The organism is Pararhodobacter sp. (assembly GCF_034676545.1).
Classification (GTDB): domain Bacteria; phylum Pseudomonadota; class Alphaproteobacteria; order Rhodobacterales; family Rhodobacteraceae; genus Pararhodobacter.
The window spans coordinates 1,670,310-1,695,774 of record NZ_JAUCBZ010000015.1 but is presented as its reverse complement, the minus strand read 5'-3'; the positions used below and the strand labels follow the sequence as shown (position 1 = coordinate 1,695,774).

Sequence of the window (25,465 nt, the reverse complement as noted above, 5' to 3'; positions counted from 1 at the left end):
CGCGCCATGCTGGCACGTCGCGTTCTGTCGGAATAGCCGGAAAACGCCGTTCTGTGCGGGTCGAGGCCAGCCCTTACCCGGGCACCTGCCCCGAGATCGTCGTCTCTTGCGGGTCGAAACAGCTGCCCGAGGTTCCGGCCCAATCCGACGGGAAGCCATCGCGCACGAAGCTCATGGTGAAAGTGCCCCAATAATGAGATTTCTCGCCATCCGGTCCGGTCAACTGCGCCTCGCAGGCCGCGTCGCCCTGATTGGCCAGCCAATAGCCGTGATAGGTGCTGCGCCCGCCCAACATATCGCGTCCCAAACCCGGCACATAGGCGACCAGCCGCAAGCCGGCGTCGGTGTTCATCTCCAGCACGGCGGTGTCGCCCAGCGTGTCCTGCCAGACCAGCGTGCCCCTGTCGGTGATCCAGGTTTCGTCGGCCATGGCCGGGGTGATTGCAACGGCCAGAGCCGTCGCCAGAATGGCGATGCGCATGGGGGTACTCCTGTTGTGTGGCGACAGTCTTGCACAAACGCGCCCGCAATCGACGCAAAACCGCGTGAAGACCGAACGCCACGCCCATCTTGCCGCGTGCGGCTTGCTGCACTAAGCATGGGCGCAACCCGATGAAAGGCCACGCCATGCGCATTCTGATCACCAATGACGACGGCATCAACGCCCCCGGCCTCAAGGTGGTTGAAACCATCGCCCATCAAATCGCCGGTCCGGGCGGCGAGGTCTGGGTCGTGGCCCCCGCGTTCGAGCAATCGGGCGTGGGTCACAAGATCAGCTATACGCATCCGATGCTGATCGCCAAGATGGGCAACCGCCGCTACGCGACCGAGGGCAGCCCGGCCGATTGCGTGATTGCGGGGCTGTATGAGATCCTCGACGGCGAAAAGCCCGATCTGGTGCTGTCGGGGGTGAACCGGGGCAATAACGCGGCCGAAAATACGCTCTATTCCGGCACCGTTGGGGGGGCGATGGAAGCCGCCCTGCAGGGGATGCGCGCGATTGCCCTGTCGCAATACATGGGGCCGCGCACCCATGACATGACCGACCAGTTCGAACCCGCCATCGCCCATGGCACCGCCGTGGTGCGCAACATCCTGGACAACGGGCTGTGGACCGAGGAAGACTACCGCCTGTTCTACAACGTGAATTTCCCGCCGGTCCTGGCCAATGAGGTCAAGGGCACCCGCGTCACCGCGCAGGGGTTCCGCCGCAACACCACCTTCGGTGTCGAGCCGCATCTGTCGCCCTCGGGCCGTAATTTCCTGTGGATCAAGGGCGGGCCGCAAGACGTGCCCACCCTGCCCGGCACCGATGCCGCCGCCAACCTTGACGGCTATATCTCGATCACGCCGCTGCGCTGTGATATGACGGCACATGACACCCTGGCCACCCTGCGAGACCGCCTCGAATGACAGACGCCGAGCGCGCCGAGAACATCATGCGCTTCATCTACGCGCTGCGCTCCAAGGGGGTGACAGACGCCAATGTGCTGCGCGCGATGGAGCGCATCGACCGAGCGGTGTTCATGCGCGGCGTGTTTGCCGAACGCGCCTATGAGGACACGCCGCTGCCGATTGCCTGCGGCCAGACGATCAGCCAGCCCTCGGTGGTGGCGCTGATGACCGAGGCGCTGGAGGTCACGCCGCGCGCCAAGGTTCTGGAAGTGGGCACCGGCTCGGGCTATCAGGCGGCGATCCTCAGCCAGTTGGCGCGCCGGGTCTATACCGTGGAACGTCACCGCACGCTGGTCGCCGAGGCGCGCGCCGCCTTTGCCAAGCTGGATCTGTCGAACATCACCTGCCTGGCCGCCGACGGGTCCTTCGGCCTGCCCGATCAGGCACCCTTTGACCGCATTCTGGTCACTGCCGCCGCCGAGGACCCGCCCGGCCCGCTGATGCAACAATTGCGCGTGGGCGGCATCATGGTGGTGCCGGTCGGCCAGTCGGATCATGTGCAAAGCCTGATCAAGGTGCGGCGGCTGGAAAAGGGCTATGACTATGAAGAACTGCGCCCGGTGCGCTTTGTGCCGCTGCTCGAAGGCATGGCCCGGGACTGAGCTTTGGCCGCGCGGCACAAGGATGCGCGGAAATCCACAACACGTTGTGGTGATGGGGTGTATTACCCCCGAGAATCGTCTATAAATGGGGAAACACCGCCGTGCAGGAACCTCTGCAGCAAAAAGCGGTCATGGGGATACGGGACACGATGAGCAGGCTCGATATGCAAGTGCGCGGATTAGGCACGACCTCTACCGGGGGTCGGATGACAATGGTGGCCGTTTTGACCGGGGTGGCCCTTGCCCTGAGCGGTTGTGGCGATGGGCAGGGCCTCGATTGGGATCTGCGCCCCTCCGAGCGGTTCTCCACCTCCTCCGCGGCGCGCGACGTCTCCGGCTCGCGGCCACAACCTGACGCCCGCGGCATCATCTCGTATCCGGGCTATCAAGTGGCGGTCGCAAGGCGCGGTGATCGGGTTGAAGATATCGCGCAGCGCCTGGGGATTTCGCCGCGCGAACTGGCCGCGCATAATGCCATCGAACCCACCACCGTGCTGCGTGGCGGCGAATTGCTGGTGCTGCCGAACCGGATCGACGGCGCCGCCGCCGCACCGGGTGCCATCACCGCAACGCCGCTGACCCCGATGCCCAGTGCCGGGCCGGAGCCGGTGCAACATACCGTGCGGCGCGGCGAAACGGCGTTCTCGATCGCGCGCCTCTATGACGTGTCGCCGCGATCGCTCTCGGAATGGAACGGGCTTGACGGCTCGATGAGCGTGCGCGAGGGCCAGATCCTGATGATCCCCGTCGCGCAACAGCAGACCGCCGAAGCCAGCGCCCCGCTTGCCACCACCGATGCACCGCTTTCCGCCGTGACACCGCCGGCCGCGACCACGACGCTGCCGGGGGAAGGCTCGGCCACACCGGTCCCGCCCTCCGCCTCGCAACCCCTGCCCGCCACCACGCCAGCGCCCGCGGGTCAGGGCGCCTCGGCCGCAACACCCGCGCCGGCACCCGTCGCGGACCTCGGCAGCGAACGCACCAGCGGGCCGCAATTGGCTATGCCGGTGCAGGGGCGGATCATCCGGGCCTATTCGCGCGGTCGCAATGACGGCATCGGCATTGGCGCGCCGGCGGGAACGCCGGTCACCGCCGCCGCCGGGGGCACCGTTGCCGCGATCACCCGCGACACCGATCAGGTGCCGATCCTGGTGATTCGCCATCAGAACAACCTGCTGACCGTCTACGCGAATATCGACGATATCCGCGTGGCGCGCGGCGACACGATCACCCGTGGTCAGACCATCGCCACCGTGCGGCGCGGCGATCCATCCTTCCTGCATTTTGAAGTGCGCGAAGGGTTCGAGAGCGTCGATCCGATGCCGTATCTGCAATGATCAGGCGTCGAGAGGGGGCGTTGCCCCCTCGGCGCTGCGCGCCTCACCCCCAGGATATTTGAAGAACAAAGACGCGCAATTTTGCAGGATGTCGCGCCCGGGAGGGGGCGGGCGTTCGCTGGGTTCGGTGAAGCAGCTTTGGCGATGGGGTGGCGGCGTGACCGTCCGGGCGGGGCACGCCGGTGCGCGAGGCCCTTGACGCGCGCGACCGCGCCCGGCAAACCCGCGCCATGCTTCCGCACGATACGCTTGAACAGATCACCCAACGTTTTGGTTTCCTCGAGGCGCAGCTCTCCGAAGGGGCGGACCCCGCACGGCTGGCCGATATCGCCCGCGAATACGACCAGTTGAAACCTGTGGTCGAGGCGATCGCGGCCTATCAGGTCGCGCTGGCGCAACGGGTTGACGCCGAGGCGCTGCTGGAGGATCCCGAGATGCGCGCGCTGGCCCGCGATGAGATGGCGCAGCTCGACGAGACCATCCCGGCGCTTGAAGCCCGGTTGAAACTGGCGCTGATCCCGCGTGATACGGCGGATGACCGGCCCGCGATTGTCGAGATCCGGCCCGGCACCGGTGGCGAGGAGGCCTCGTTGTTCGCCGCCGATCTGTTGCGCATGTATCAGCGCTATGCCGATGCGCGGGGTTGGCGCTGCGAGATGATCTCATTGACCGACACCGAGGTCGGCGGGTTGCGCGAGGCGGTGATGCGCATTCAGGGCGACGGGGTGTTCGCACGGCTCAAGTTTGAATCGGGGGTGCACCGGGTGCAGCGCGTGCCGGTCACCGAATCGAGCGGGCGGGTGCATACGTCGGCGGCGACGGTCGCGGTTCTGCCCGAGGCCGCCGAGGTCGACCTGCAGATCCCCGACAGTGATCTGCGCATCGACACCATGCGCGCCTCGGGGGCGGGCGGGCAGCATGTCAACACCACCGATTCCGCGGTGCGCATCACCCATATTCCCACCGGCATGATCGTGGTGAGCGCCGAGAAATCGCAGCATCGCAACCGGGTTCTGGCGATGGATGTGTTGCGCGCGCGGCTGTTCGATCTGGAGCGGCGCAAGCAAGACGACGCCCGCGCGGCGGATCGGCGCGCGCAGGTCGGCTCGGGCGATCGTTCCGAGCGCATTCGCACCTATAACGTGCCGCAGGGTCGCGTGACGGATCACCGTATCAACCTGACGCTGTATGCGCTGGCCAATATTCTGGGGGGCGATCTGGACCCGGTGATCGACCCGCTGATTTCCCATGATCAGGCGCAAAAGCTGGCCGAGTTGGACGGATGACAGCGACGCTGGCTCTGCGCGAGGCCGTCGCGCGGTTGAGGGCGGCGGGCATCCCCGACCCCGCCCGCGACGCGCGGCTGTTGCTGGCCTATGCCTTGGGCGTGGCGCCAGACCGGTTGACGCTGCACCTGCATGATCCGCTTTCCATGGACGCCGCGATACGGTTTGACACCGCGCTGGCCGCCCGTGAGGCCCGCAAGCCGATCAGCCAGATCATCGGGCGCCGGGCGTTCTGGGGCCGGGATTTCCGCGTCACGCCCGATGTTCTGGACCCGCGCCCCGAGACCGAGACGCTGATCGCCGCCGCACTGGAGGCCCCGTTTACCCGCGTGCTCGATCTGGGCACCGGGTCTGGCGCGATCCTGCTGACGCTGTTGGCCGAGCGCCCCACCGCGACCGGCCTGGCGGTGGATCTGTCCGCCAAGGCCCTCGCCGTCGCCCGCGCCAATGCCGAGGCGCTGGGCGTCGAGACCCGTGTGACCTGGCACTGCGGCGATTGGTTTGCCGGGATCACCGGGGCCTTTGACCTGATCGTCTCGAATCCGCCCTATATCGCCGCCGATGAGATGGCGCATTTGTCGCCCGAGGTGCGCCTGCATGAGCCTGCGATGGCGCTCAGCCCCGGTGGCGACGGGCTTGACGCCTATCGCCGGATCTGCGCGCAGGCCGGCGCATTCCTGACCCCCGACGCGCGGATCTTGCTGGAAATCGGCCCGACCCAAGGCCCGGCGATCACCGAAATGCTGCGCCAGGCCGGATTCGCGGACCGTGTTTGCCTGCCCGATCTGGACGGGCGTGACCGGGTCGTTTCGGCAGTCTGGCGCGGCTAAAGGCCGGATTTTATGCTTTTTCGATCACGACGGCGCGAAAAACCCCAAAATTCATGGTTTTTTGTCGTTTACAGGCTTGTCTGCTTACCACCGGCATGATTATACGCCCCTGTGCCTCGTCTCGTCTTTTGGGTTCCGCCCTTGCACGCGGCACAGCAATCTAGCCAGACTTGAACCCCTCGCCCGCATCCTGCGCCGCTCTGGGGGCAAACGTCCCGACCAAGGCCGGAAACACTCCGTATGAGACCAACGAACAAGCGTTCGCGCTCGAAGCAGAATCGCCCACGCTCCATGGGTAATGTTGTCAACCGTGTGTTTGACAGTTCAGGACCAGAGGGCAAAGTGCGCGGTACGCCGCAGCAGATCATTGAAAAATACCTCGTTCTGGCGCGCGATGCGCAGCTTTCGGGTGACCGCGTGGCGGCTGAGAATTTTCAGCAGCACGCCGAGCATTACACCCGCATGATGAACGAAGCGCAGGCCGAACAGGCCCGCGAGGCCGAACAGCGCCGCGACCAGCAGCAAAGCAACCCCTCCCGGCGCGACGACAGCGACGGTGACACGAGCAGCAACCCCAATACCAGCGGCGCCGACACCAATGGTGGCGGCAATGGTGGTGGGGCGCACTCTGGCGGGCACGAGCCCCGGCAGGACACGCGTGGTGATCGGCCCGAGTGGAAAGATCGTCGGGGCAACCGGCGCATCAATCGCCGAGACACCGATCCGCGCGACGACAAATCGCAGTCCGACACGCAACAGTCTGACAACACGCAGCCAGACAACACGCAGCCAGACAATGCGCCGTCTGAAAACACCCAGCGCCGCAGTCGCCCGCAAGACACCGCGTCGAACAACGACGACGGCTCAATGCTGGTGGAGACGCCGGAATCAAAAGCCGCGCAGCAGCGCCCGGCACGCACCGGCAAGGCGCCAGCAGCCCCAGCAGAGACCCCTGACGCCAGCGCCGAGGAAAAGCCCAAGCGCGCCCGCAAGCCAAGGGCCCCACGGGTCACCACCGAGCCGCCTGCAAACGCCGCCAACTCGTCGCCCACTCCGCGCGACCCGGCACCCGTCACCGATCCGGTGACAGAGTGACAAGGCGGTCTTTGCGGGTTGCCCCGTAACCGAACGACCAACGGGGGCCACGCGCCCCCGTTTGCCATTCCACCGCCGGCCATAGCCGTGCGCTGCGACAACCCTTGGTTAACCAAGCCGCGGTAAGCCCATTCCCACGTCCGGGTCTTTGCCCGCGCCGCATTCATGCCTATATCTGTAGCTCTGCCACACCGACTCACAGGGTCTTATGTCGCTCCCACCCGGTTTCCTTGATGAACTGCGTACCCGCGTGTCGATCGCTCAGGTGGTTGGCCGGGCGGTGACGTGGGATCTGCGCAAGTCGAATCAGGGCAAGGGTGATTTCTGGGCACCCTGCCCGTTCCACCAGGAAAAAACCGCGTCGTTCCATGTCGATGATCGCAAGGGGTTTTACTATTGCTTCGGCTGTCAGGCCAAAGGCGATACGCTGAAATTCTTGCAGGAAACCCAGAACATGCCGTTCATGGAGGCGGTCGAAACGCTGGCGCGCGAAGCTGGCATGACCATGCCCGAACGCGAGCCGGGTGACCGCCAGCGCGCGGACCGCCGCACCACCTTGACCGAGGTGATGGAGCAAGCGGTGCGCTATTACCGGATGCAACTGATGGGTGGGCAAGCCGCCGAGGCGCGCGCCTATCTCGACCGTCGCGGCCTGACGCAGGCGCAGCGCGAGCATTGGGGCATCGGGTTCGCCCCTGACACGCGCCACGGGTTGTGGCAGCATTTGACCCAGGCCGGCATCGCTCCCGACCTGATCATCGAGGCCGGGCTTTGCGCCAGGCCCGATGATGGCGGGCAGCCCTATGACCGGTTTCGCGGCCGCATCATGTTCCCGATCCGCGACGCCCGCGACCGCTGCATCGCCTTCGGCGGCCGCGCCATGGCCGAGGATGCGCGCGCCAAATACTTGAACTCTCCGGAAACGCCGCTGTTCGACAAGGGGCGCACGCTCTACAACATCGGCCCGGCCCGCGCCGCGATGGGCAAGGGCACGCCGCTGATCGTCGCCGAGGGCTATATGGACGTCATCGCCCTCGTGAACGCCGGGTTCGAGGGGGCCGTGGCCCCCCTTGGCACCGCCATCACCGAGGATCAGTTGCGTCTGATGTGGCGCATGAGCGATGAGCCGATGGTCGCGCTGGACGGCGACACGGCGGGGCTGCGCGCCGGGCATCGGCTGGCCGATCTGGCGCTGCCGCTGATCACCGCCGGGCACAGCCTGCGCTTTGTTCTGCTGCCCGGCGGCCAAGACCCCGATGACGTGCTGCGCGCCTCGGGGGCGGCGGCGATGCGCGCGCTGATCGACCGCGCCGTGCCGATGGCAAAGCTGTTGTGGGAGCGTGAGATCGCCGGGCAGGTGTTCGACAGCCCCGAGCGCCGCGCCGCCCTCGACCAGCGCCTCAACGCGTTGCTGGGCCGTCTGCAAGACCCCAGCCTGCGCGAACATTACACCGAGGATTTTCGCCAGCAGCGCCGCGCGCTGTTCAGCGACCGCAAAGAGCCGTTTCGCGCTGGCAAAAGATACAACGACGGGCAATCCGGCGGCGGCAAGGGCACCTGGCGCAAACCCGCGCCCGAACCCTCGCTGCCCGGCACCCGGGGCTCGCTGCTGGCCGCGGGCACCGGGCCGGCCGACGAGGATCTGCGCGCCATCAGCATCCTGACCACGCTCGCCGCCCAACCCAGCCTGCTGCTGCGCTTTGACGACCGCCTGCTGCACCTGGAAACCCGCCGCCCCGACCTGCAAGACCTGCAACGCGCCCTGCTGCGGGTCAGCCATAGCGCAACGCCCCCCGATGCCGCCACCCTGGCGCAAACCCTCGGCGACACGCTGACCCGCCACCTGTCGCTGCCCTATCTGCAAACCTTGCCCCTGCGCCGCGCCCGCGCCGAGGCCGCCGAGGCCATCCGGTTTCTCGACCATGAGTTCGGCGTGCTGCGCGCCACCCAGGGCGGCCAGCGCGAAACGATGGAAGCCATGGAACAAATCGCCCATCTCGCCGATGAAGGGCTGACCTGGCGGCTGGAGCAGGCCAAGGCCGAACGCGAGCGCGCCGTGCGAATCGCCTTCCCCGACACCACAGATGATTCGGAAACCGCGCCCAAAGACGGCAAATCACTGCTGGATCAGATGATCACACAAGAAGTTTGGGTCAAAAAAGACCGTTCCAGACCCAAGTAGCCCTACGAACACCCTGCGAATCACCTATATTTTCACCTAGCCCCTGTGATTCGGCCAAACCAAGAGTTATCTCTCGACCAAGCCGAATCACGTATCGCCCTGCCGGAGGAATCATGGTCGCCAAAGACAACGACGACGCGAAGACCGAAGACCAGGACAGCGAATTCACGCTCGACATGAGTCAGGCCTCCGTCAGGCGTATGATCGCCGCTGCCAAAGAACGCGGGTTCATCACCTATGAGCAACTCAATCAGGTGATGCCACCCGATCAGGTTGCCTCCGAGCAAATCGAAGACGTCATGTCGATGCTCTCGGAAATGGGCATCAACGTCGTCGAAGAGGAAGAGGCCGAGGAAACCGAAGCCTCTGTGCCCGCGACCACCGGCGATGGCTCCGGCTCGACGGATGTCGTGGTCTCCACCTCGACCGCCGAAGTGCTGGACCGCACCGATGATCCGGTGCGCATGTACCTGCGCGAAATGGGCTCGGTCGAACTCTTGTCGCGCGAGGGCGAAATCGCCATCGCCAAGCGCATCGAGGCCGGCCGCAACACGATGATCGCCGGGCTGTGCGAAAGCCCGCTGACCTTCCAGGCGATCATCATCTGGCGCGACGAATTGCTCTCCGAGGATGTGTTGCTGCGCGAGGTCATCGACCTTGACGCGACCTTCGGCAACTCGCTGGAGGATGACGACGAGGCGCCGCTGGTGGACACCGCCAGCACCGGGTCGGCCACCGCCGCCGCCGCCGCGGCCCGCCACGCACCGCCGCCCACCGCAAAGGCCGAGCCCGAACTCGACGCCGACGGCAATCCGCTGAACGGGGCCGACGACGACGACGACGAATACGACCAGACCAGCATGTCACTGGCCGCGATGGAGGAATCGCTCAAGCCGCGGGTTCTGGAAACCCTCGGCCTGATTGCCAAGGACCATGAGAAACTGGTCGAAATGCAAAAGCTGCGCATGGAAGCCACGCTCAATGAGGATGCGCGTTTCTCGACGGTCGAGGAAACCGCCTATCAGAAGCTGCGCTCGGAAATCGTCGAGCTGGTGAACTCGCTGCACCTGCACAACAACCGTATCGAAGCGTTGATCGACCAGTTGTACGGCATCAACAAGAAGATCATGACGATTGACTCGTCGATGGTCCGTCTGGCCGATCAGGCCCGCATCAACCGGCGCGAATTCATCGACGAATACCGCGGTTATGAGCTCGACCCCACATGGTGCGACCGCATGGCCGCCGCCAAGGGGCGCGGCTGGCAGGCGCTGTTTGAACGCACCGGCCCCAAGGTCTTGGAATTGCGCGACGAAATGGCCGAGGTCGGTCATTACGTCGGCGTCGATATTTCCGAATTCCGCCGCATCGTGCAGCAGGTCCAGAAGGGCGAGAAAGAAGCCCGTCAGGCCAAGAAGGAAATGGTCGAGGCCAACCTGCGTCTGGTGATCTCGATTGCCAAGAAATACACCAACCGCGGGTTGCAATTCCTTGATCTCATTCAGGAAGGCAACATCGGTCTGATGAAGGCCGTCGACAAATTCGAATACCGTCGCGGCTATAAATTCAGCACTTACGCGACGTGGTGGATCCGGCAGGCGATCACCCGAAGCATCGCCGATCAGGCGCGCACCATCCGCATTCCGGTGCATATGATCGAGACGATGAACAAGCTGGTGCGCACCTCGCGCCAGATCCTGCACGAAATCGGCCGCGAACCCTCACCCGAGGAACTGGCCGAAAAGCTGCAAATGCCGCTCGACAAGGTCCGCAAGGTCCTGAAAATCGCCAAAGAGCCGATTTCCCTGGAAACGCCGATTGGCGACGAGGAAGATTCGCAACTGGGCGACTTCATCGAGGACAAGAACGCGGTTCTGCCCCTGGATTCGGCGATTCAAGAGAACCTGCGCGAGACGACAACCCGCGTGCTGTCGTCCCTGACCCCGCGCGAAGAACGCGTGTTGCGCATGCGGTTTGGCATCGGCATGAACACCGATCACACCCTTGAGGAAGTCGGCCAACAGTTCAGCGTGACCCGCGAACGCATCCGGCAAATCGAGGCCAAGGCCCTGCGGAAGCTGAAACACCCGAGCAGGAGCAGGAAGCTGAGGAGCTTCCTGGATCAGTGAATTAAGGGCGCCCTTCGGGGCGCCTTTTTTGAAGGCCCGTAGGGTGCGTGCTTGCACGCACCTTCGCCAACGGTGCGTGCAAGCACACACCCTACGCCAATCGGTTAACACCGGGTAAACCCAACACGCTAACCCCTTGATATCCCCTGTCTCACACATTGTCCCTCGGGGGGACATCGCCCTGTTCAAGTCCCGAGAACCGATTTATCCTGTCGTGATGGATTTCGACCGCCCCGCCCCCGAGCTTGCCCCCGCCCTGATCGGCGCGACCCTGACCGTCCGGGGCTGCGCCGGGATCATCACCGAGACCGAGGCCTACTCCCCCGACGATCCCGCCGCCCATTCCTACCCCGGCCCCACCAAACGCAACGCCGCGATTTTCGGCCCCTCTGGCCACGCCTATGTTTACCGATCCTATGGGCTGCATTGGTGCCTGAGTATCGTCGGCCAGCCCGGTCATGCCGTCTTGATCCGCGCCCTGCAGCCCATCGCCGGGCTCGACCTGATGGCCGACCGGCGCGGCACCGCCAAACGTCTCGCGCTGGGGCCGGGAAATGTCGCGCAGGCTTTGGGGATCACCCTGAATGACTACGGGCGGCCCTTTGGACCGCCCGAGTTCCGGATCACGGATGGCGCGCCGGTTGACCTTGTCACCGGCCCCCGGATCGGCATCACCAAGGCCGCCGACTGGCCGCGTCGCTTCGGGTTGAAAGGGTCGCGCTATCTCTCGCGACCCTTCCCGCGTTAGCTCAGGCCTTGCCGCGATAGATATCAACCAGCGTGGCCAGCATTTCCAACGCATCCTCGCGCGAGCGCTGGAAACTGTTACGCCCGATGATCGAGCCGTTCCCGCCGCCATCGCGGATCGCGCGGGCATCATCAAACACCGCATCGGCGCCCTTGGCCGCACCACCCGAGAACACGATCAACCGACGACCATTGAACGACGATTGCACGCAATGTTTCACCCGCGCCGCCTGGCTGGCGATGTCGATCTTTTGCGCCTCATAGACCTTTTTCGCCTCGGGCAGCATCAGATGGTCGGTGCCCAGCTTGATCTTGATGATATGCGCCCCCAACAGCGCCGCGATATGCGCCGCATAGGCTGCCACATCAATCGCGGTTTCGCCGTCCTTGGTCACGGCCTCGCCGCGCGGATAGGACCAGATCACCGTCGCGATCCCCTTGGACGCGGCTTCGCGGCGCATCTCGACGATCTCTTCGAACATATCGAGCGCCATGTCCGAGCCCGGGTAGATCGTGAAGCCAATCGCCCCCGCCCCGATCCGCAGCGCGTCATCCACCGAGGCCGTCACGGCCTGGTTCTTGCCCGCCCCGTCGCTCATCAGCGAGTTGGCGCTGTTGACCTTCAGGATCGTCGGAATCTGCCCGGCAAAGGTATCCGCCCCGGCCTCCAACGGACCAAGCGGGGCCGCGTAGGCGTTCAACCCGGCATCAATTGCCAGTTGATAATGATAATGCGGGTCATAGCCGGCGGGGTTGGGGGCAAAGCTGCGGGCCGGGCCGTGTTCGAACCCCTGATCGACGGGCAGGATGATCATCTTGCCGGTGCCGCCCAATTTGCCGTTCATCAACATGCGGCACAGGTTGGCCTTCACGCCGGGGGTTTCGCCCTCGTAATTGGCCAGGATTTTCTGAACGATTTTTGTCGCGCGCATGGCGGATCCCCTCTGTTTGACTGCTGCCTAACGGATACCCGCGCAAATGTGTTCCGACAATGGCGCAGTCTGGACGTTAGCGCACACAGGCACAGGTTTTTGCGGGATTTCGCCATTCTGCCGTGTCAGAGCCGGAAAATGCTCGATTCCGCCGGAATCCCGCTGAGTTTCCGTGTTTCGCAATCGTCGGCCGAAGATCAGCGCGACGGGCGTTTGTCGTTGATATGGCGCATCGCCTCGCGGCGCGCGAAGGCCTTGAGCCGGTCGCCATGCGCCTCGACCCAGGCGATTGTCATCTGAGGATCATGGCGCGACAGATCGCGCAGCCACCAGCCGATCGCCTTGTGCATGAACCAGTCGGTCTCCTCAAGATACCCCTCGGCCCAGCGCAACACCCGTTGACGCGCCTCGACATCGGCGGGTTTGGGGTTTGACAGCCGCGCCCAGGGCAGCGTCATCACCAGCGCGGCGCGGCGGGTCCACATGTTGGGATGCGTGGTCCAACCCTCGACATGATCCAGACGCGAGGGGTCGGCGATCAACCGACGCCCACCCGCAGAACAGGCATGATCGGCGGTGGCCCAGCCCTCGAACCCTTCGGCCCAGCCCGCGATCACCTGCCAGGCGGTCGTGTCATCGGGGCGCATCCGGGCTTGGGTCAGCAGTTTGGCGGCGGCGATCATCGACTCGTGACTGCCGTTTTGCCACAGCCCATCCGCCAAGGTGATCCGTCCGTCAAGCGAACAGGCCGCGCGCCAATCGCGCACCAACGCGTCAATCTGTGGATTGCCGAGGCCCAGATAGGGGCGCTCGATCTTGTGGTATTGCGCCATCTCAGCGGCGCGCACCGGGTCAGCCAGGGCGGTCAGAGCCTCCAACGCGGCTTCGAGTGTGATTTCGGTCATCCGCGAGTCATCCTGTTCTGAAGCTGCGTTCTGGCCCGGGCCCCGCGCCCAGAGATATGTGTTCGCTTGCGCGGCGGCCCCAGTGTGGGGTCCGTTCACTCCACGGTAACGGATTTCGCCAGATTGCGCGGTTGATCGACATCGGTGCCCAGCGCCAGTGCCGTGTGATAGGACAAAAGCTGCGCGGGGATCGCGTAGACAATCGGCGCCAGAAGGTCAGGCACGGTCGGCATCACCAGTTGCGCCCATGTCTCGCCCGCCTCGGCCAACCCGGCCTTGTCCGAGATCAGGATCACTTTGCCCTGCCGCGCCATCACCTCTTGCATATTCGAGACGGTCTTGTCGTAGAGCGCGTCGCGCGGTGCCAGAACGATCACCGGCATGGTCTTGTCGATCAGCGCGATCGGTCCGTGTTTCAACTCGCCCGAGGCATAGCCTTCGGCATGCATGTAGCTGAGTTCCTTGAGTTTCAGCGCCGCCTCCAGAGCCAGCGGATACATCGTGCCGCGCCCCAGAAACAGCGCGTCGCGGGACTCGGCCAGCTTGACCGCCAGGCTCTCGATCTCGGGCTCATGGTCCATCGCCGCCGAGACCAACGCGGGCAACCTGCGCAGATCGGCCAGATGCTCGGCCACCTGTGCTTTTGACAACCGCCCGCGGTCCTGCCCGGCCTTCAGCGCCAACAACAACAGCACCAGAAGCTGCGCCGTGAACCCTTTGGTCGAGGCCACGCTGATTTCGGGCCCCGCATGGATGGACACCGCGACATCCGTCTCGCGCGCGATGGACGAGGTTGCGACGTTGATCACGCCGATGGTTTTGGCGACCTTGCCCTGGACGTGGCGCAGCGCGGCCAGCGTGTCAGCGGTTTCACCCGATTGGCTGACAAAAATCCCGATCCCGGTCTCGCTGAGTACCGGCTGGCGATAGCGGAACTCCGAGGCAACGTCGGTCTCGACCGACAGATGCGCGAGTTGCTCGAACCAGTATTTCGCAACCTGTGTGGCATAATGCCCGGTGCCGCAGGCGACCATCGTCACCCGGTCGCAGGTGCTGAAATCCACCGTGTCGGGCAGCGCCAGTTCCGTTTTGTCCGGGCTGGTGTGAAACGCCAGCGAGGCCTGAAGCACCGAGGGTTGTTCGGCGATCTCTTTGGCCATGAAATGCTTGTGCCCGGCCTTGTCGACGCGGGTCTGTTCCAGCCGGATATGAGTGATGGGGCGGTTCGCCAATTGGCCAGCTTCATCAAAGATCGTCGCGCCCGCGCGGGTCAGCACGACCCAGTCCCCCTCTTCGAGATAGGTGACGCGGTCGGTCATCGGTGCCAGCGCGATGGCGTCCGAGCCCAGATACATCTCGCCCTTGCCATACCCCACCGCCAAGGGCGAACCCTTGCGCGCGCCGATCATCAGGTCGTCCTCGCCCTCGAACAGGAACGCCAGGGCAAAGGCCCCGTGCAACCGTTTCAGCGTCGCGGCGACGGCCTCGACCGGGGTCATGCCGCGATCCAGATGGAGGCGCGTCAGATGGGCGACGGTTTCGGTATCCGTCTCGGTTTGCGCCATCAGCCCGGCCCCGGCCAATTCCTCGCGCAGCGCCCGGAAATTCTCGATGATGCCATTGTGAACGACGCCAACGCCGCCCGAATGATGCGGATGCGCGTTGACCACCGTCGGCGCGCCATGGGTCGCCCAGCGGGTATGGCCAATGCCGGATTTCCCCGCCAGCGGGTCAAGCACCAGCGTGTCGGACAGGTTCACCAGCTTGCCCACCGCGCGGCGACGGTCAAGAACGCCATCGTTTACCGTGGCGATCCCGGCGCTGTCATAGCCGCGGTATTCCAACCGCTTGAGCGCCTCCAGGATCATTGGAGCCACCTGATTGCTGCCCAGGATACCGACAATGCCACACATGCTCAGGTTTCTTTCGTTTGTTTTGCTTTGAGGGCGCGCAGCCGGGTCATCAACCGCAAGGCCAGGCCAGGTTTCGTCACTTGTTCCGACCGCTCAAGGGCCAAGGCCCCGGGCGGAATATCCTGGGTGATCACCGATCCCGATCCGGTCATCGCATCATCGCCAACCGTGACCGGCGCGACCAGCATGGTGTCGGAGCCGATGAACACCCGTTTGCCGATGGTCGTGCGATGTTTGAACACGCCGTCATAATTGCAGGTGATGGTGCCCGCGCCGATGTTGCTACGCTCGCCGACATCGGCGTCGCCGATATAGGACAGATGGTTCACCTTCGCGCCTTCATCGAGGATCGCGTTCTTGATTTCGACGAAATTGCCGACATGCACATCCTCGGCCAATTCGGCCCCCGGACGCAGCCGCGCAAACGGGCCGATCTGAGCGCCGCGGCTGACATGGCAGCCTTCGAGGTGACAAAAGGCGCGGATCGTCGCCTCGGATTCGATGGTCACACCGGGGCCGAACACCACATTCGGACCGACCACGGCATCACGGCCGATCACGGTATCGAACGCGAAATGGATGGTATCCGGCGCGATCAGGGTGACGCCGTCCTCCAGAGCCTCGGCGCGCATCCGCGCTTGCAGCGCGGCTTCGGCCGCGGCCAGTTCGGCGCGGGTGTTGATGCCCAGCGTTTCCGCCTCATCGCAGCGCACCACGCCGACCGATTTCCCCAATTGTCTGGCAATTGCCACAATGTCGGTTAAGTAGAATTCCCCAGCGGCATTCTGGTTGCCCACGGCATCAATAAGTTGAAAAAGTAACAGTGCGTCAGCGCAGATCACACCCGAATTGCACAGCGTGATGGCGCGCTCTGCCGCACTCGCGTCCTTGAATTCGACGATCTTTTCCAGCGTCTCATCCTGCATCACAAGCCGCCCATAGCGGCCCGGATCGGCGGCCTCGAAGCCCAGAACGACGACGGCGTGTTTGGCGCGCGCGTCGCGCATCGCCTCAAGCGTTTCCGGCCGCACGAAAGGTGTATCGCCATACAGGACCAAAACATCGCCCCGAACGCCCGCCAGCGCCTCACGCGCCTGTGCGACGGCATGGGCGGTGCCGTTCTGCGCGGCTTGGTGCGCGATCAGCGCATCGGGGTTCTCGGCCTTGGCCGTTTTGGCCACTGCCTCGGCCCCGTGCCCGGTCACAACCACCACGCGCTCTGGTTCCAGAACCGCGCTGGCGCGCATCGCATGGACCAGCAACGGCGCGCCACCCAAAGGATGCAGCACCTTGGGCCGTTCGGAATTCATCCGGCTGCCCATCCCGGCAGCAAGAATGACGATGGATACGGGCATAGGGGGTTCCTGCTCAGATTTTCGCCCGTTTTACCGCAACCCCACTGCATTGCAAGGCAGCGGCCGATCACACAACATGACAGGCTGAAACACCGGCAGAAGGCCGCGCAACGCATGGCACACCAATGGCTTGCGAGGCGGCTCGAACTTTGATCAAACCAAGGCGGCACGACGGAGGCTTGGCGATGGCACTGGAAGACGCGAAAACACAGGTTGATACGGCCTTCACCCGCCCAGAGCGTCGGGGGCTGGCCTATGAGAACGCCTTTGGCGGTGCGGTCAGCTTCCTGCGCCGGACCTACACCAAGGACCTGAGCGGCGTTGATCTGGCGGTCACGGGTGTACCCTTTGACCAGGCGGTCACACATCGGGCGGGCACCCGGTTCGGCCCGCGCGCGATCCGCGAAGCCTCGACCTTGCAGCCCTATGATCCGCCCTTTGGCTGGGGCTATGACCCGCTGTCCGAGCTGTCGGTGGTCGATTACGGCGACGTGGCGTTCGACTATGCCAAAGTGTCGGAGTTTCCGGCGGCGCTGCACGCGCATATCAAGGGGATTCTGGAGGCAGGCGCCGGGAGTCTGGTGCTGGGCGGCGATCATTACATCACCCTGCCGATCCTGCAGGCCCATGCCGAAAAATTCGGGCCGCTGCGGGTGATCCAGTTCGACGCGCATTCTGACCTGTGGCCCGACGATGATCTGAGCCGGATCGACCACGGCACGATGATGTACAAGGCAGTGAAACAGGGGTTTGTGGACGCAAAGAACTCGGTGCAGATCGGGATCAGGACGGAATGCGAGGCGTATCATGGATTCACCGTCATTGACGCGCCCTCGGTGCATCGGCTGGGGCCAGAGGCCGTGGCGGCGCGGGTCAAGGAGATCATCGGCGCGGCACCCTGTTACCTGACATTCGATATCGACGCGCTGGACCCGGCCTTTGCGCCCGGCACCGGGACACCGGTCTGGGGCGGGCTGGCAAGCTGGCAGGTGGCGGCGATCTTGCGCGGGCTGGCGGGGATCAACTTGACGGGGGGCGACGTGGTCGAGGTCTCGCCGCCCTATGACCCGACCGCGATCACGGCGGTGGCGGGCGCGCATGTGGCGATGGAACTCCTGTGCCTTTATGGCTGGACCCGACGCAAAGGGTGACCCACGGTTCCGCTTTGTCAGACGCGCCGAGATGCCTTAGGGTGCCCGGCAAGGAGATTTTATGAGGTATGCCGTGAATATTGTCTTGATTGTGGTCGTCGCGCTGGTTTTGGCTTTCGTGATCTTCGGGATCTGGGTGAGGGTTGCGCCGAATGATGCCGCGTATTGGCACGTCGACCCGGCAACGGCGCCCGATCCGACCTCGCCAAACTTCGCGCGGGTTGATCGCGTGACCAGCCTCGCACCGGAGCAGGCGGCCGCAGCGATTGCGGCACAGGCACAACGCGAGGGCGCCACGCGGATCGCGGGCGACGACCAGTTCGGCACCTGGATCGCGCGCACGCGGGTGATGGGCTATCCAGATTTCATCAGCCTTCGGCTGATACCCGAAGGCAGCGGCACGCGGGTCATCGCCTTCTCGCGCTCACGCTTCGGGCACAGCGATATGGGCGTCAATTCTGCGCGCTTGCGGCGCTGGACCGGGTCGATGCCTGAGTGATGCCGGATCGTAGGGTGCGTGCTTGCACGCACCGTCCCCAAGGTCAGGTGCGTGCAAGCACACACCCTACAGGCAGATCTAAAGCGCGCGCCCCTGTCGGCCCGCGAGATCGCTGAAAAACTGCCACGCCACACGGCCCGAGCGTGACCCGCGTGTCGCTTGCCATTCGAGTGCCTCGGCGCGCAGGGTTGCGGGGTCAACACGCAGCCCCCAAGCCTGCACATAGCCGTCGATCATCGCCAGATACTCGTCTTGCGAGCACGGATGGAACCCAAGCCACAGCCCGAACCGATCCGACAGCGACACTTTCTCTTCCACGGCCTCGGAGGGGCTGATCGCCGAGGAGCGTTCGTTCTCGATCATGTCGCGCGGCATCAAGTGGCGGCGGTTCGAGGTGGCGTAGAGCACCACATTCGCCGGCCGCCCCTCGATGCCGCCATCCAGAAGCGCCTTGAGCGACTTGTAGTGCTGATCGTCGTGGCTGAAGCTGAGGTCATCGCAATAGAGCACGAACCGCTGCGCCGGTGCGTCGCGCAAATGCCCCAGCAGGCGGCCCACCGTCGGCAGATCCTCGCGCTGAATTTCGACCAGGGTACAGGGCAGACCGCGGGACAGAACCTCGGCGTGAATGGCTTTGACCAGCGACGACTTGCCCATGCCGCGCGCGCCCCACAGCAGCGCATTGTTCGCCGCGTGGCCGCGCGCAAATTGCACCGTGTTGTCCAGAAGAATGTCGCGCACCCGGTCGATGCCGTGCAACAGCGCCAGCGGCACGCGGTTCACTTGGGTCACGGGCTCCAGCCGATCCGGCGCGGTGTGCCAGACAAACGCATCGGCGGTTGCAAAATCAGGGGCCGGTATCGGGGCTGGGCTGATCCGCTCCAGGGCTTCGGCAATCCGCGTCAAGAGGGCATCGGTCATAGGTCTTCTTCGTCTTCGTCGTCATAATACCCGTCGGCGCGCAATTGGGCGATGCGCTTTTTCTCGACCCGCGCCACGAGGATCACCGAGACCTCGTAGAGCCCGTAAACCGCGATAAACAGCACGATTTGCGACACGACATCGGGGGGCGTGACCACCGCGGCCAGCGTCAGAATGCCGACAACCGCCCATTTGCGACCCGCGCGCAGCCCTTTGGCCGACACCAACCCGGCCTTGCCCATCAGCGTCAGCAAGACCGGCAATTGGAAACACAGGCCAAAGGCAATGATGAATTTCGTCGTCAGACGCAAGTATTCATTGACCGAACCCTGAAAGGCGATACCCGCATTCTGCAGGGCCTCGACGGCGCTTCCGGCTTCGGGGGTCACCGCGCCGGTTGCGGTCGCCGCATCGGTCGCTTCGCTGCCAAACTGTTGGAAATTCAGGAAGAATGTATAGGCCATCGGCGTGACGATGTAGAACGCAAAGGCCGCGCCGACAAAGAACATGAAGGGCGACGCAACCAGAAACGGCAAAAACGCCCCTTTTTCAGAGCGATACAGACCGGGCGCCACAAAGCGCCACATCTGGAAGGCGATCACCGGGAAGGCCAGGACAAAGCCGCCCAGCATCGCGATGTTGACCGCAACAAAGAAGCCCTCTTGCAACTGGATCAGCACCAGATTGCATCCCTGACCGCGCGCCATCAGCGCATCACACAGCGGGTTGGTCAGAAAGTTGAAAATCGGGTTCCACACGGTGAAACACAGCATCATGGCGAGCACAAACGCCAAGAGCGACTTGATGATCCGGTTGCGCAATTCGGCGAGATGCTCGATCAGCGGCGCAGAGCTGTCGTCGATCCGGTCGGTGGCACGGGTCTTGGCGGTCATCAGTGTTCTAACCTTGAGGATCTTCGTCGGACTGAACCGCCGACGAACTCGGTGTGGGGGCCGTTGTTTTGGCCAATGTCGGCCCGGTCGCAGGCGCTGCCGCGGCGGCCGGACGCCAGGCTTCGGGCTCGGCCTCGGCCTCTTTGCGGGCGCGCGCGTCGGCGGCTTTCTGACGGGCGTTCGCGATTTTTTGCGCGCGGATCAGGCGGAGTTCTTCGACCGCTGACAAATTGGCATTGCGCTCTGCAAGATCCGCATCGTGATCGAGGGCGTCCAGTTCGTCACCCTCAAATTCCGACTCCTCCGGCTCCAGAGCTTTCGCACCCCCGGTTTTCGCACCCCCGGCTTTCGCATCGCCGGCTTTTGGCATGGCCTTGGCCTTGGGGCTTTTGCGGTCATCGGACAGGTCGCGTCCGATGTCGCGAAATTCCTTTTCGATGTCGTCAAAGCCCACGGCCTCTTTCAAAGCGCGGCCCGAGGTCACCTTGCGCAGATCCTTGGCGATGCCATCGACACCCGCCTCTTTGGCGGCAACATCCATCGCGCGCTGAAACTCACGCGCCATGCCGCGCGCTTTGCCCGTAATTTCACCAATCGCGTGAAACATCTTTGGCAGGTCTTTCGGACCCACCACAATCAGCGCCACGACGCCCACGATCAGCATTTCGGACCAGCCGATATCCAACATCACCCGCTCCTTGCGTCAAAGACCGAGGCCCGAGGGCCCAAGTCAGGCATTTCAAGCGTTGTCGCGATTGTTTTCAGGCGTCACGTCGCGGACGGTCCGGGTTGTCTCGTCGGCCTGGTTTTCAATCTCTTCGCTGCCATCGCGAACGCCGCGCTTGAAAGCCGTGATGCCCTTGCCGAATTCGCCCATCAGCCCGGCAACCTTGCCACGACCAAACATCACCAGAACGACGATCCCGATCAGCAGCAAGCCCCAGGGGCCGATGTTGTTGATGAACAGCGGAGAGATAAGTTGTGCGGTAGCCATGATGACCTCCTTGAAGACGTGGTTCGCACACGGGTGTGCCGAAACCGGTTGAGTTTGTATTTAGGGCCCCGTGCCGCCAAAACATAGACCGAATCCGGTCGGATTGGGGGTGGTAGCGCCGGTCTCCTGACAGTATTTTGTCAGTTGCCCCCTGACCGGGCACCGGAGGCAGACGATGAACCGCGACCAGAGATTGTATGATCTCGTACAGATCTTGCGCGACGGACGGTTGCATACCGCGGCCGAGCTGTCGCTGCGCATGGGGGTTTCCACGCGCACGATCTGGCGCGATATGGCGATCATGGCGGCGACGGGCATCCCCGTCGAGGGTGAGCGCGGGCTTGGATATATCCTGCGCACACCGCTGGTCTTGCCGCCCACCGCGTTGACCCAGGATGAGGCCGAGGTGCTGGGCGAGGCGCTGCGCAGTATCGCCGAGGACCCGACCCACCCCCGGGCACGCGCCGCCCGCACATTGCTGTACAAGGTGGCAACACTGCTGCCACAGGCCGGCATCGCACCGCAATGAGCGCCATTGGCCTTGAACTTCAAGGGGCAGACACTTTATCTCAACGTCAACAGGACGATCCGCCCCGCCCCATTCGTCCGGGTTTTGTCACTTGGAAAGGGAACACCCTATGCGCAACGCAGCCTTGATGCTGGGAATAATCGGCGGGTTGATCGCGATGGTGGTCGGGTTCTTCGGCTATGGCTATACCGTCGTTGTCGAGACGCACGCCGATGTGGCGACGGTGTTTGCGCAAGTCGATAATGTGCAGATGATCCGCATCGCCAGCTTCCTCGCGCCGTTGCTGGCGATTGCCGGGGGCGCGATGGCACGCGTTCGGGCGATGTGGGGCGGGGTGTTGATGCTGGCGGCCGGTGGGCTGATGTACCTGGCCTTCGGCTTTGGCGTATTCACCATGTTCCCGATCGGCTTTTGCCTGATCGGCGGGCTGCTGGCACTGGCGGCAGGCAAACCCGATGAACCCAAGGCGCATTTCTGACACCCACGCGACGCGTCGTAGGGTGTGTGCTTGCACGCACCGTGGTTCCGGCGATCAAACCCGCGCCAAGACTTGCGCGGTGTCGTAAACGCCCGTCGCCCCCATCACACTGCCCCGCGCAGAGCCCATGCGGGCGTCGATGAACTCGCCGGCAATCGGGCTGTCGGCCAACATCACAGCCCCGGATAGCAACGTCGCCAGTGACTCCGCGAACCAGCGCGCCTCACCCTCGGGCGGCAGACCTGGCCAGCGGTCACGGTGGGTGGCCAGTGCCGCGTCGAACCTCGGGTCCAGCCCGCGCGCCGCATCCAGCCGAGCGTTCAGTTGCGCCGCGGCTTCGGGTTCGCGGTTCAGGGTACGCAGGATGTCGAGGCAAATGACGTTGCCCGACCCCTCCCAGATCGAATTGAGCGGTGCTTCGCGATACAACATCGGCAGCGGCGTATCCTCGACGTAACCCATGCCGCCCAGACACTCCATGCATTCGTAAATCATCCCCGGCGCACGTTTGTTCGACAGGAATTTCGCCAAGGCGACCGACAGCCGCGCATAGGGGCGCTTGTCGGGATCGTCAAAGGCGCGCGCCACATCCAGCGCCAGCAACAGCGCCGATTCCGACTCCAGCACCAGATCGGCCAGCACGGCGCGCATCATCGGCTGGTCGATCAGTTTGCGCTGAAAGGTGGTGCGCCCGCGCGCCCAATGCACGGCCTCGGCCAGTGCCGCGCGCATCAACCCGGCGGGGGCCATGGCGGTATCAAGCCGCGTGTGATGGACCATTTCGATGATGGTTTGCACCCCGCGCCCCTCCTCGCCCAATCGCTGCGCATAGGTGCCGTCGTATTCGATTTCCGACGAGGCGTTGGCCTTGTTGCCCAGTTTGTCCTTGAGCCGCAGGATGTTGAAGGCGTTGCGCGTGCCGTCGGGCAGCCAGCGTGGCACGAGGAAACAGGTGATCCCGGCCTCAGTCTGCGCCAAGGTCAGGAAGCCGTCGCACATCGGCGCCGAGCAGAACCACTTGTGGCCATGCAGCCGGTAGCCCTCGCCATCGCGCACCGCACGGGTGGAATTGGCGCGCACATCCGATCCGCCCTGCTTTTCGGTCATCGCCATGCCCAGCGTCACGGCCTGTTTCTGATCCACCGAGCGGCGCGAGGGATCATAGGCGCGGGCGGTCAATCTGGGTTGCCAAACCGCCGCCAGCACCGGGTCGGCCGACAGCGCGGGAAAGCCCGCGTAGGTCATCGTCATCGGGCAGCAGACGCCGGGTTCCACCTGACTGAGCATGTAGTTGATCGCCGCGTGGCGCAGGTGGCTACCGGTCCCGTCCCAGGCCGTCGCGGCATAGCCTGCCTCAAGCCCGAGCGTCATCAACTGGTGATACCCGGGGTGAAAATGCACCTCGTCCAGCCGTCGTCCGTGCCGGTCAAAGGCGCGCAATTGCGGCAGGCAGGTTTGTGCATCGCGGGCAGCTTCGCGCATCTCGCGCGTGCCCAGCGCCGCGCCCAGGGCGGCAAGACCGGGATCCGCGCCAAGGATGCTTTTCAGGGCGACATCATCGGCCCACGGATCACGCAGCAGCGTGTCGGGCTGGTTGAAAACCTCGTGGGTGCCAAGATCACTGCGGGGGGCTGCATGGGTCATGGGGCGCTCCTGTGCTTTGCGGTCAGACTGCGCCCGACCGTTGAGTCGGGCAAGTCTGACCCGACGTCGCGACCCGGTGACACGCGCCAACACAGGGATTTCCTTTGCGCGCAGACTGTGGCATCCTGTTTGAAAGGCCCATTCAGAGGTCCATGAGCAGAACCATGCAGCGCAAACGTGCCAATTTCGGGCCGGCCTTGTTCTATGCCATTGCAGGAACATTCGGCGTTTATCTGACCTTTGCCGCCGTGCAGGGGGAGTTTGGCCTGTTCAACCGCATTCAAGTGGAAGCCGACGCCGAGATCCTGCGCGTTGAGCGTGACCGCCTTGCGCTGGAGCTTGCCGAAATCGAGAACCGCACCCGCCGCCTGTCGGACGGATATCTCGATCTCGACCTTCTGGACCAGCAAGCGCGCGATATTCTGGGCTATGTGCGGGCCGACGAAATCGTCTTGCGCTGATTTATCAGGCGCATGGTGCGGCATGGCGGTCTCGCATTGCCCGCTCCAATTGAGTCTCGCAATTTGACCCTTCGTGGTGTAAAAGATGGTTTAACGCTAAACTATCGCCTGCACGACCAAGGGGAGGCACCAGTGGCCACGCGCAAAACCGCTCAGAAATCAAACGTATCCGGCGAGGAATTGCTGAAATACTATCGCGAGATGCTGTTGATACGTCGATTCGAGGAAAAGGCCAACTTTATGGCATGGGTTTGATCGGAGGGTTCTGTCACCTCTATATCGGGCAGGAGGCCGTTGTTGTCGGCATCGAAGCCGCCGCCAAAGAGGGCGACAAACGCATCACCAGCTACCGGGATCACGGGCATATGCTGGTCGCGGGCATGGACCCCAAGGGCGTCATGGCCGAGCTGACGGGCCGCGAGGGAGGCTACTCGAAGGGCAAGGGCGGCTCGATGCACATGTTCTCCAAGGAGAAGCATTTCTACGGCGGCCACGGCATCGTCGGCGCGCAGGTGCCGCTGGGAACGGGCTTGGCCTTTGCCGATAAATACAAGGGCAACGACAACGTCACCTTCACCTATTTCGGCGATGGCGCGGCGAATCAGGGGCAGGTCTATGAGGCCTATAACATGGCCGAGTTGTGGAACCTGCCGGTCGTCTATGTGATTGAAAACAATCAATATGCGATGGGAACCTCGATGAAGCGCTCGACCAAGTCGCCCAGCCTTTGGGAACGGGGCGCGGCGTACGGCATCAAGGGCGAAGCGGTGGACGGGATGGATGTCCTGGCCGTCAAGGCCGCCGCCGAAAAGGCAATTGCCGCCTGTCGCGCGGGTGACGGCCCCTATATTCTGGAAGTGATGACCTATCGCTATCGCGGGCACTCGATGTCGGACCCGGCGAAATATCGCACCCGCGAAGAAGTGCAGAAAATGCGCGAGACCCGCGATGCCATCGAGCATGTGCGCGACTTGCTGATGACCGGCGAATTGGCAACCGACGATGACCTCAAGGCCATCGACAAGGAAATCAAAGCCATCGTCAACGCCGCCGCTGATTTCAGCAAGGAAAGCCCCGAGCCGGATCTGTCCGAGCTGTGGACTGACGTGTACGTTTAAGGGAGGTCC

General features: G+C 64.0%; 24 protein-coding genes and 1 pseudogene. 15 read left to right on the top strand and 10 right to left on the bottom strand.

Going from position 1 to position 25,465, the window contains the following annotated elements; all coding sequences use genetic code 11:
* Positions 1-73 precede the first annotated feature (73 nt).
* Positions 74-481, bottom strand: a complete 408-nt coding sequence (locus VDQ28_RS11805; RefSeq protein ID WP_323036123.1) for a hypothetical protein — start codon at positions 479-481, stop codon at positions 74-76.
* A 146-nt stretch (positions 482-627) separates the two neighbouring features.
* On the opposite strand from VDQ28_RS11805, the gene surE reads away from it, so the two are divergent.
* The 9 genes from surE (at position 628) to VDQ28_RS11760 (ending at position 11,664) form a co-directional block, all read left to right on the top strand.
* A complete protein-coding gene (gene surE, locus VDQ28_RS11800; RefSeq protein WP_323036122.1) occupies positions 628-1,413 on the top strand; it encodes a 5'/3'-nucleotidase SurE in 786 nt (261 codons plus the stop codon).
* A complete protein-coding gene (locus VDQ28_RS11795; RefSeq protein WP_323036121.1) occupies positions 1,410-2,057 on the top strand; it encodes a protein-L-isoaspartate(D-aspartate) O-methyltransferase in 648 nt (215 codons plus the stop codon). Before surE ends, VDQ28_RS11795 begins: the two co-directional genes overlap by 4 nt.
* A 206-nt stretch (positions 2,058-2,263) precedes the next feature.
* Positions 2,264-3,394, top strand: a complete 1,131-nt coding sequence (locus tag VDQ28_RS11790; protein WP_323036120.1) for a peptidoglycan DD-metalloendopeptidase family protein — start codon at positions 2,264-2,266, stop codon at positions 3,392-3,394.
* 230 nt (positions 3,395-3,624) lie between these two features.
* Positions 3,625-4,680, top strand: coding sequence for a peptide chain release factor 1 (prfA, locus tag VDQ28_RS11785; RefSeq protein WP_323038114.1), 1,056 nt, complete (start codon positions 3,625-3,627; stop codon positions 4,678-4,680).
* Positions 4,677-5,510, top strand: coding sequence for a peptide chain release factor N(5)-glutamine methyltransferase (gene prmC, locus VDQ28_RS11780; protein WP_323036119.1), 834 nt, complete (start codon positions 4,677-4,679; stop codon positions 5,508-5,510). The genes prfA and prmC overlap by 4 nt, the downstream gene beginning before the upstream one ends.
* A 291-nt stretch (positions 5,511-5,801) precedes the next feature.
* Positions 5,802-6,605, top strand: coding sequence for a DUF4167 domain-containing protein (locus tag VDQ28_RS11775; protein ID WP_416349374.1), 804 nt, complete (start codon positions 5,802-5,804; stop codon positions 6,603-6,605).
* 208 nt (positions 6,606-6,813) lie between these two features.
* Positions 6,814-8,787 carry a DNA primase gene (gene dnaG, locus VDQ28_RS11770; RefSeq protein ID WP_323036117.1) on the top strand — a complete coding sequence of 658 codons (1,974 nt, stop codon included), beginning with the start codon at positions 6,814-6,816 and terminating at the stop codon, positions 8,785-8,787.
* Between the two features lie 113 nt (positions 8,788-8,900).
* Positions 8,901-10,916: an RNA polymerase sigma factor RpoD gene (gene rpoD / locus VDQ28_RS11765; protein WP_323036116.1), complete on the top strand. Its 2,016-nt coding sequence runs from the start codon at positions 8,901-8,903 to the stop codon at positions 10,914-10,916.
* A gap of 217 nt (positions 10,917-11,133) precedes the next feature.
* Positions 11,134-11,664: a DNA-3-methyladenine glycosylase gene (locus VDQ28_RS11760; RefSeq protein WP_323036115.1), complete on the top strand. Its 531-nt coding sequence runs from the start codon at positions 11,134-11,136 to the stop codon at positions 11,662-11,664.
* Position 11,665: 1 nt separating this feature from the next.
* Here VDQ28_RS11760 and VDQ28_RS11755 read toward each other — a convergent pair whose 3' ends face one another.
* The 4 genes from VDQ28_RS11755 to glmU form a co-directional block, all read right to left on the bottom strand.
* The gene (locus VDQ28_RS11755) at positions 11,666-12,595 is read right to left on the bottom strand and encodes a class I fructose-bisphosphate aldolase (RefSeq protein ID WP_323036114.1); all 930 of its coding nucleotides are present in this window, start codon (positions 12,593-12,595) and stop codon (positions 11,666-11,668) included.
* Positions 12,596-12,792: 197 nt separating this feature from the next.
* Positions 12,793-13,500 (bottom strand): DNA alkylation repair protein, encoded by a 708-nt coding sequence (locus VDQ28_RS11750; RefSeq protein ID WP_323036113.1) that lies wholly within the window; start codon positions 13,498-13,500, stop codon positions 12,793-12,795.
* A gap of 95 nt (positions 13,501-13,595) precedes the next feature.
* Positions 13,596-15,413 (bottom strand): glutamine--fructose-6-phosphate transaminase (isomerizing), encoded by a 1,818-nt coding sequence (glmS, locus tag VDQ28_RS11745; RefSeq protein WP_323036112.1) that lies wholly within the window; start codon positions 15,411-15,413, stop codon positions 13,596-13,598.
* Positions 15,414-15,415: 2 nt separating this feature from the next.
* Positions 15,416-16,768: a bifunctional UDP-N-acetylglucosamine diphosphorylase/glucosamine-1-phosphate N-acetyltransferase GlmU gene (gene glmU, locus VDQ28_RS11740; protein ID WP_323036111.1), complete on the bottom strand. Its 1,353-nt coding sequence runs from the start codon at positions 16,766-16,768 to the stop codon at positions 15,416-15,418.
* Positions 16,769-16,953: 185 nt separating this feature from the next.
* Here glmU and speB point away from each other — a divergent pair, with 185 nt between their 5' ends.
* Both speB and VDQ28_RS11730 read left to right on the top strand, forming a co-directional pair.
* Positions 16,954-17,919: an agmatinase gene (gene speB, locus VDQ28_RS11735; RefSeq protein ID WP_323036110.1), complete on the top strand. Its 966-nt coding sequence runs from the start codon at positions 16,954-16,956 to the stop codon at positions 17,917-17,919.
* A gap of 61 nt (positions 17,920-17,980) precedes the next feature.
* Positions 17,981-18,418 carry a DUF1499 domain-containing protein gene (locus tag VDQ28_RS11730; RefSeq protein WP_323036109.1) on the top strand — a complete coding sequence of 146 codons (438 nt, stop codon included), beginning with the start codon at positions 17,981-17,983 and terminating at the stop codon, positions 18,416-18,418.
* Between the two features lie 78 nt (positions 18,419-18,496).
* Here the strand turns inward: VDQ28_RS11730 and VDQ28_RS11725 are convergent, their stop codons facing one another.
* Genes VDQ28_RS11725 through VDQ28_RS11710 form a run of 4 tightly spaced genes read right to left on the bottom strand, consistent with a single transcriptional unit; the run spans position 18,497 to position 21,226 of the window.
* Positions 18,497-19,339 (bottom strand): ATP-binding protein, encoded by an 843-nt coding sequence (locus VDQ28_RS11725; RefSeq protein WP_323036108.1) that lies wholly within the window; start codon positions 19,337-19,339, stop codon positions 18,497-18,499.
* Complete coding sequence (gene tatC, locus VDQ28_RS11720) at positions 19,336-20,232, bottom strand: twin-arginine translocase subunit TatC (protein WP_323036107.1); 897 nt, start codon at positions 20,230-20,232, stop codon at positions 19,336-19,338. The genes VDQ28_RS11725 and tatC overlap by 4 nt, the downstream gene beginning before the upstream one ends.
* Before the next feature lie 7 nt (positions 20,233-20,239).
* Positions 20,240-20,920, bottom strand: a complete 681-nt coding sequence (tatB, locus tag VDQ28_RS11715; protein ID WP_323036106.1) for a Sec-independent protein translocase protein TatB — start codon at positions 20,918-20,920, stop codon at positions 20,240-20,242.
* Between the two features lie 51 nt (positions 20,921-20,971).
* Complete coding sequence (locus VDQ28_RS11710; RefSeq protein ID WP_323036105.1) at positions 20,972-21,226, bottom strand: twin-arginine translocase TatA/TatE family subunit; 255 nt, start codon at positions 21,224-21,226, stop codon at positions 20,972-20,974.
* A gap of 175 nt (positions 21,227-21,401) precedes the next feature.
* Between VDQ28_RS11710 and VDQ28_RS11705 the strand changes: the two genes are divergently transcribed.
* Positions 21,402-21,755 carry a helix-turn-helix transcriptional regulator gene (locus VDQ28_RS11705; RefSeq protein ID WP_323036104.1) on the top strand — a complete coding sequence of 118 codons (354 nt, stop codon included), beginning with the start codon at positions 21,402-21,404 and terminating at the stop codon, positions 21,753-21,755.
* Between the two features lie 109 nt (positions 21,756-21,864).
* A complete protein-coding gene (locus VDQ28_RS11700; protein WP_323036103.1) occupies positions 21,865-22,233 on the top strand; it encodes a hypothetical protein in 369 nt (122 codons plus the stop codon).
* A gap of 54 nt (positions 22,234-22,287) precedes the next feature.
* On the opposite strand, the gene VDQ28_RS11695 is transcribed toward VDQ28_RS11700, so the two are convergent.
* Positions 22,288-23,877, bottom strand: a complete 1,590-nt coding sequence (locus tag VDQ28_RS11695) for an acyl-CoA dehydrogenase family protein (RefSeq protein WP_323036102.1) — start codon at positions 23,875-23,877, stop codon at positions 22,288-22,290.
* Positions 23,878-24,041: 164 nt separating this feature from the next.
* Here VDQ28_RS11695 and VDQ28_RS11690 point away from each other — a divergent pair, with 164 nt between their 5' ends.
* A complete protein-coding gene (locus tag VDQ28_RS11690; RefSeq protein ID WP_323036101.1) occupies positions 24,042-24,338 on the top strand; it encodes an FtsB family cell division protein in 297 nt (98 codons plus the stop codon).
* Positions 24,339-24,470: 132 nt separating this feature from the next.
* Positions 24,471-25,456 (top strand): annotated as a pseudogene (pdhA, locus tag VDQ28_RS11685) (pyruvate dehydrogenase (acetyl-transferring) E1 component subunit alpha).
* Positions 25,457-25,465: the final 9 nt, after the last annotated feature.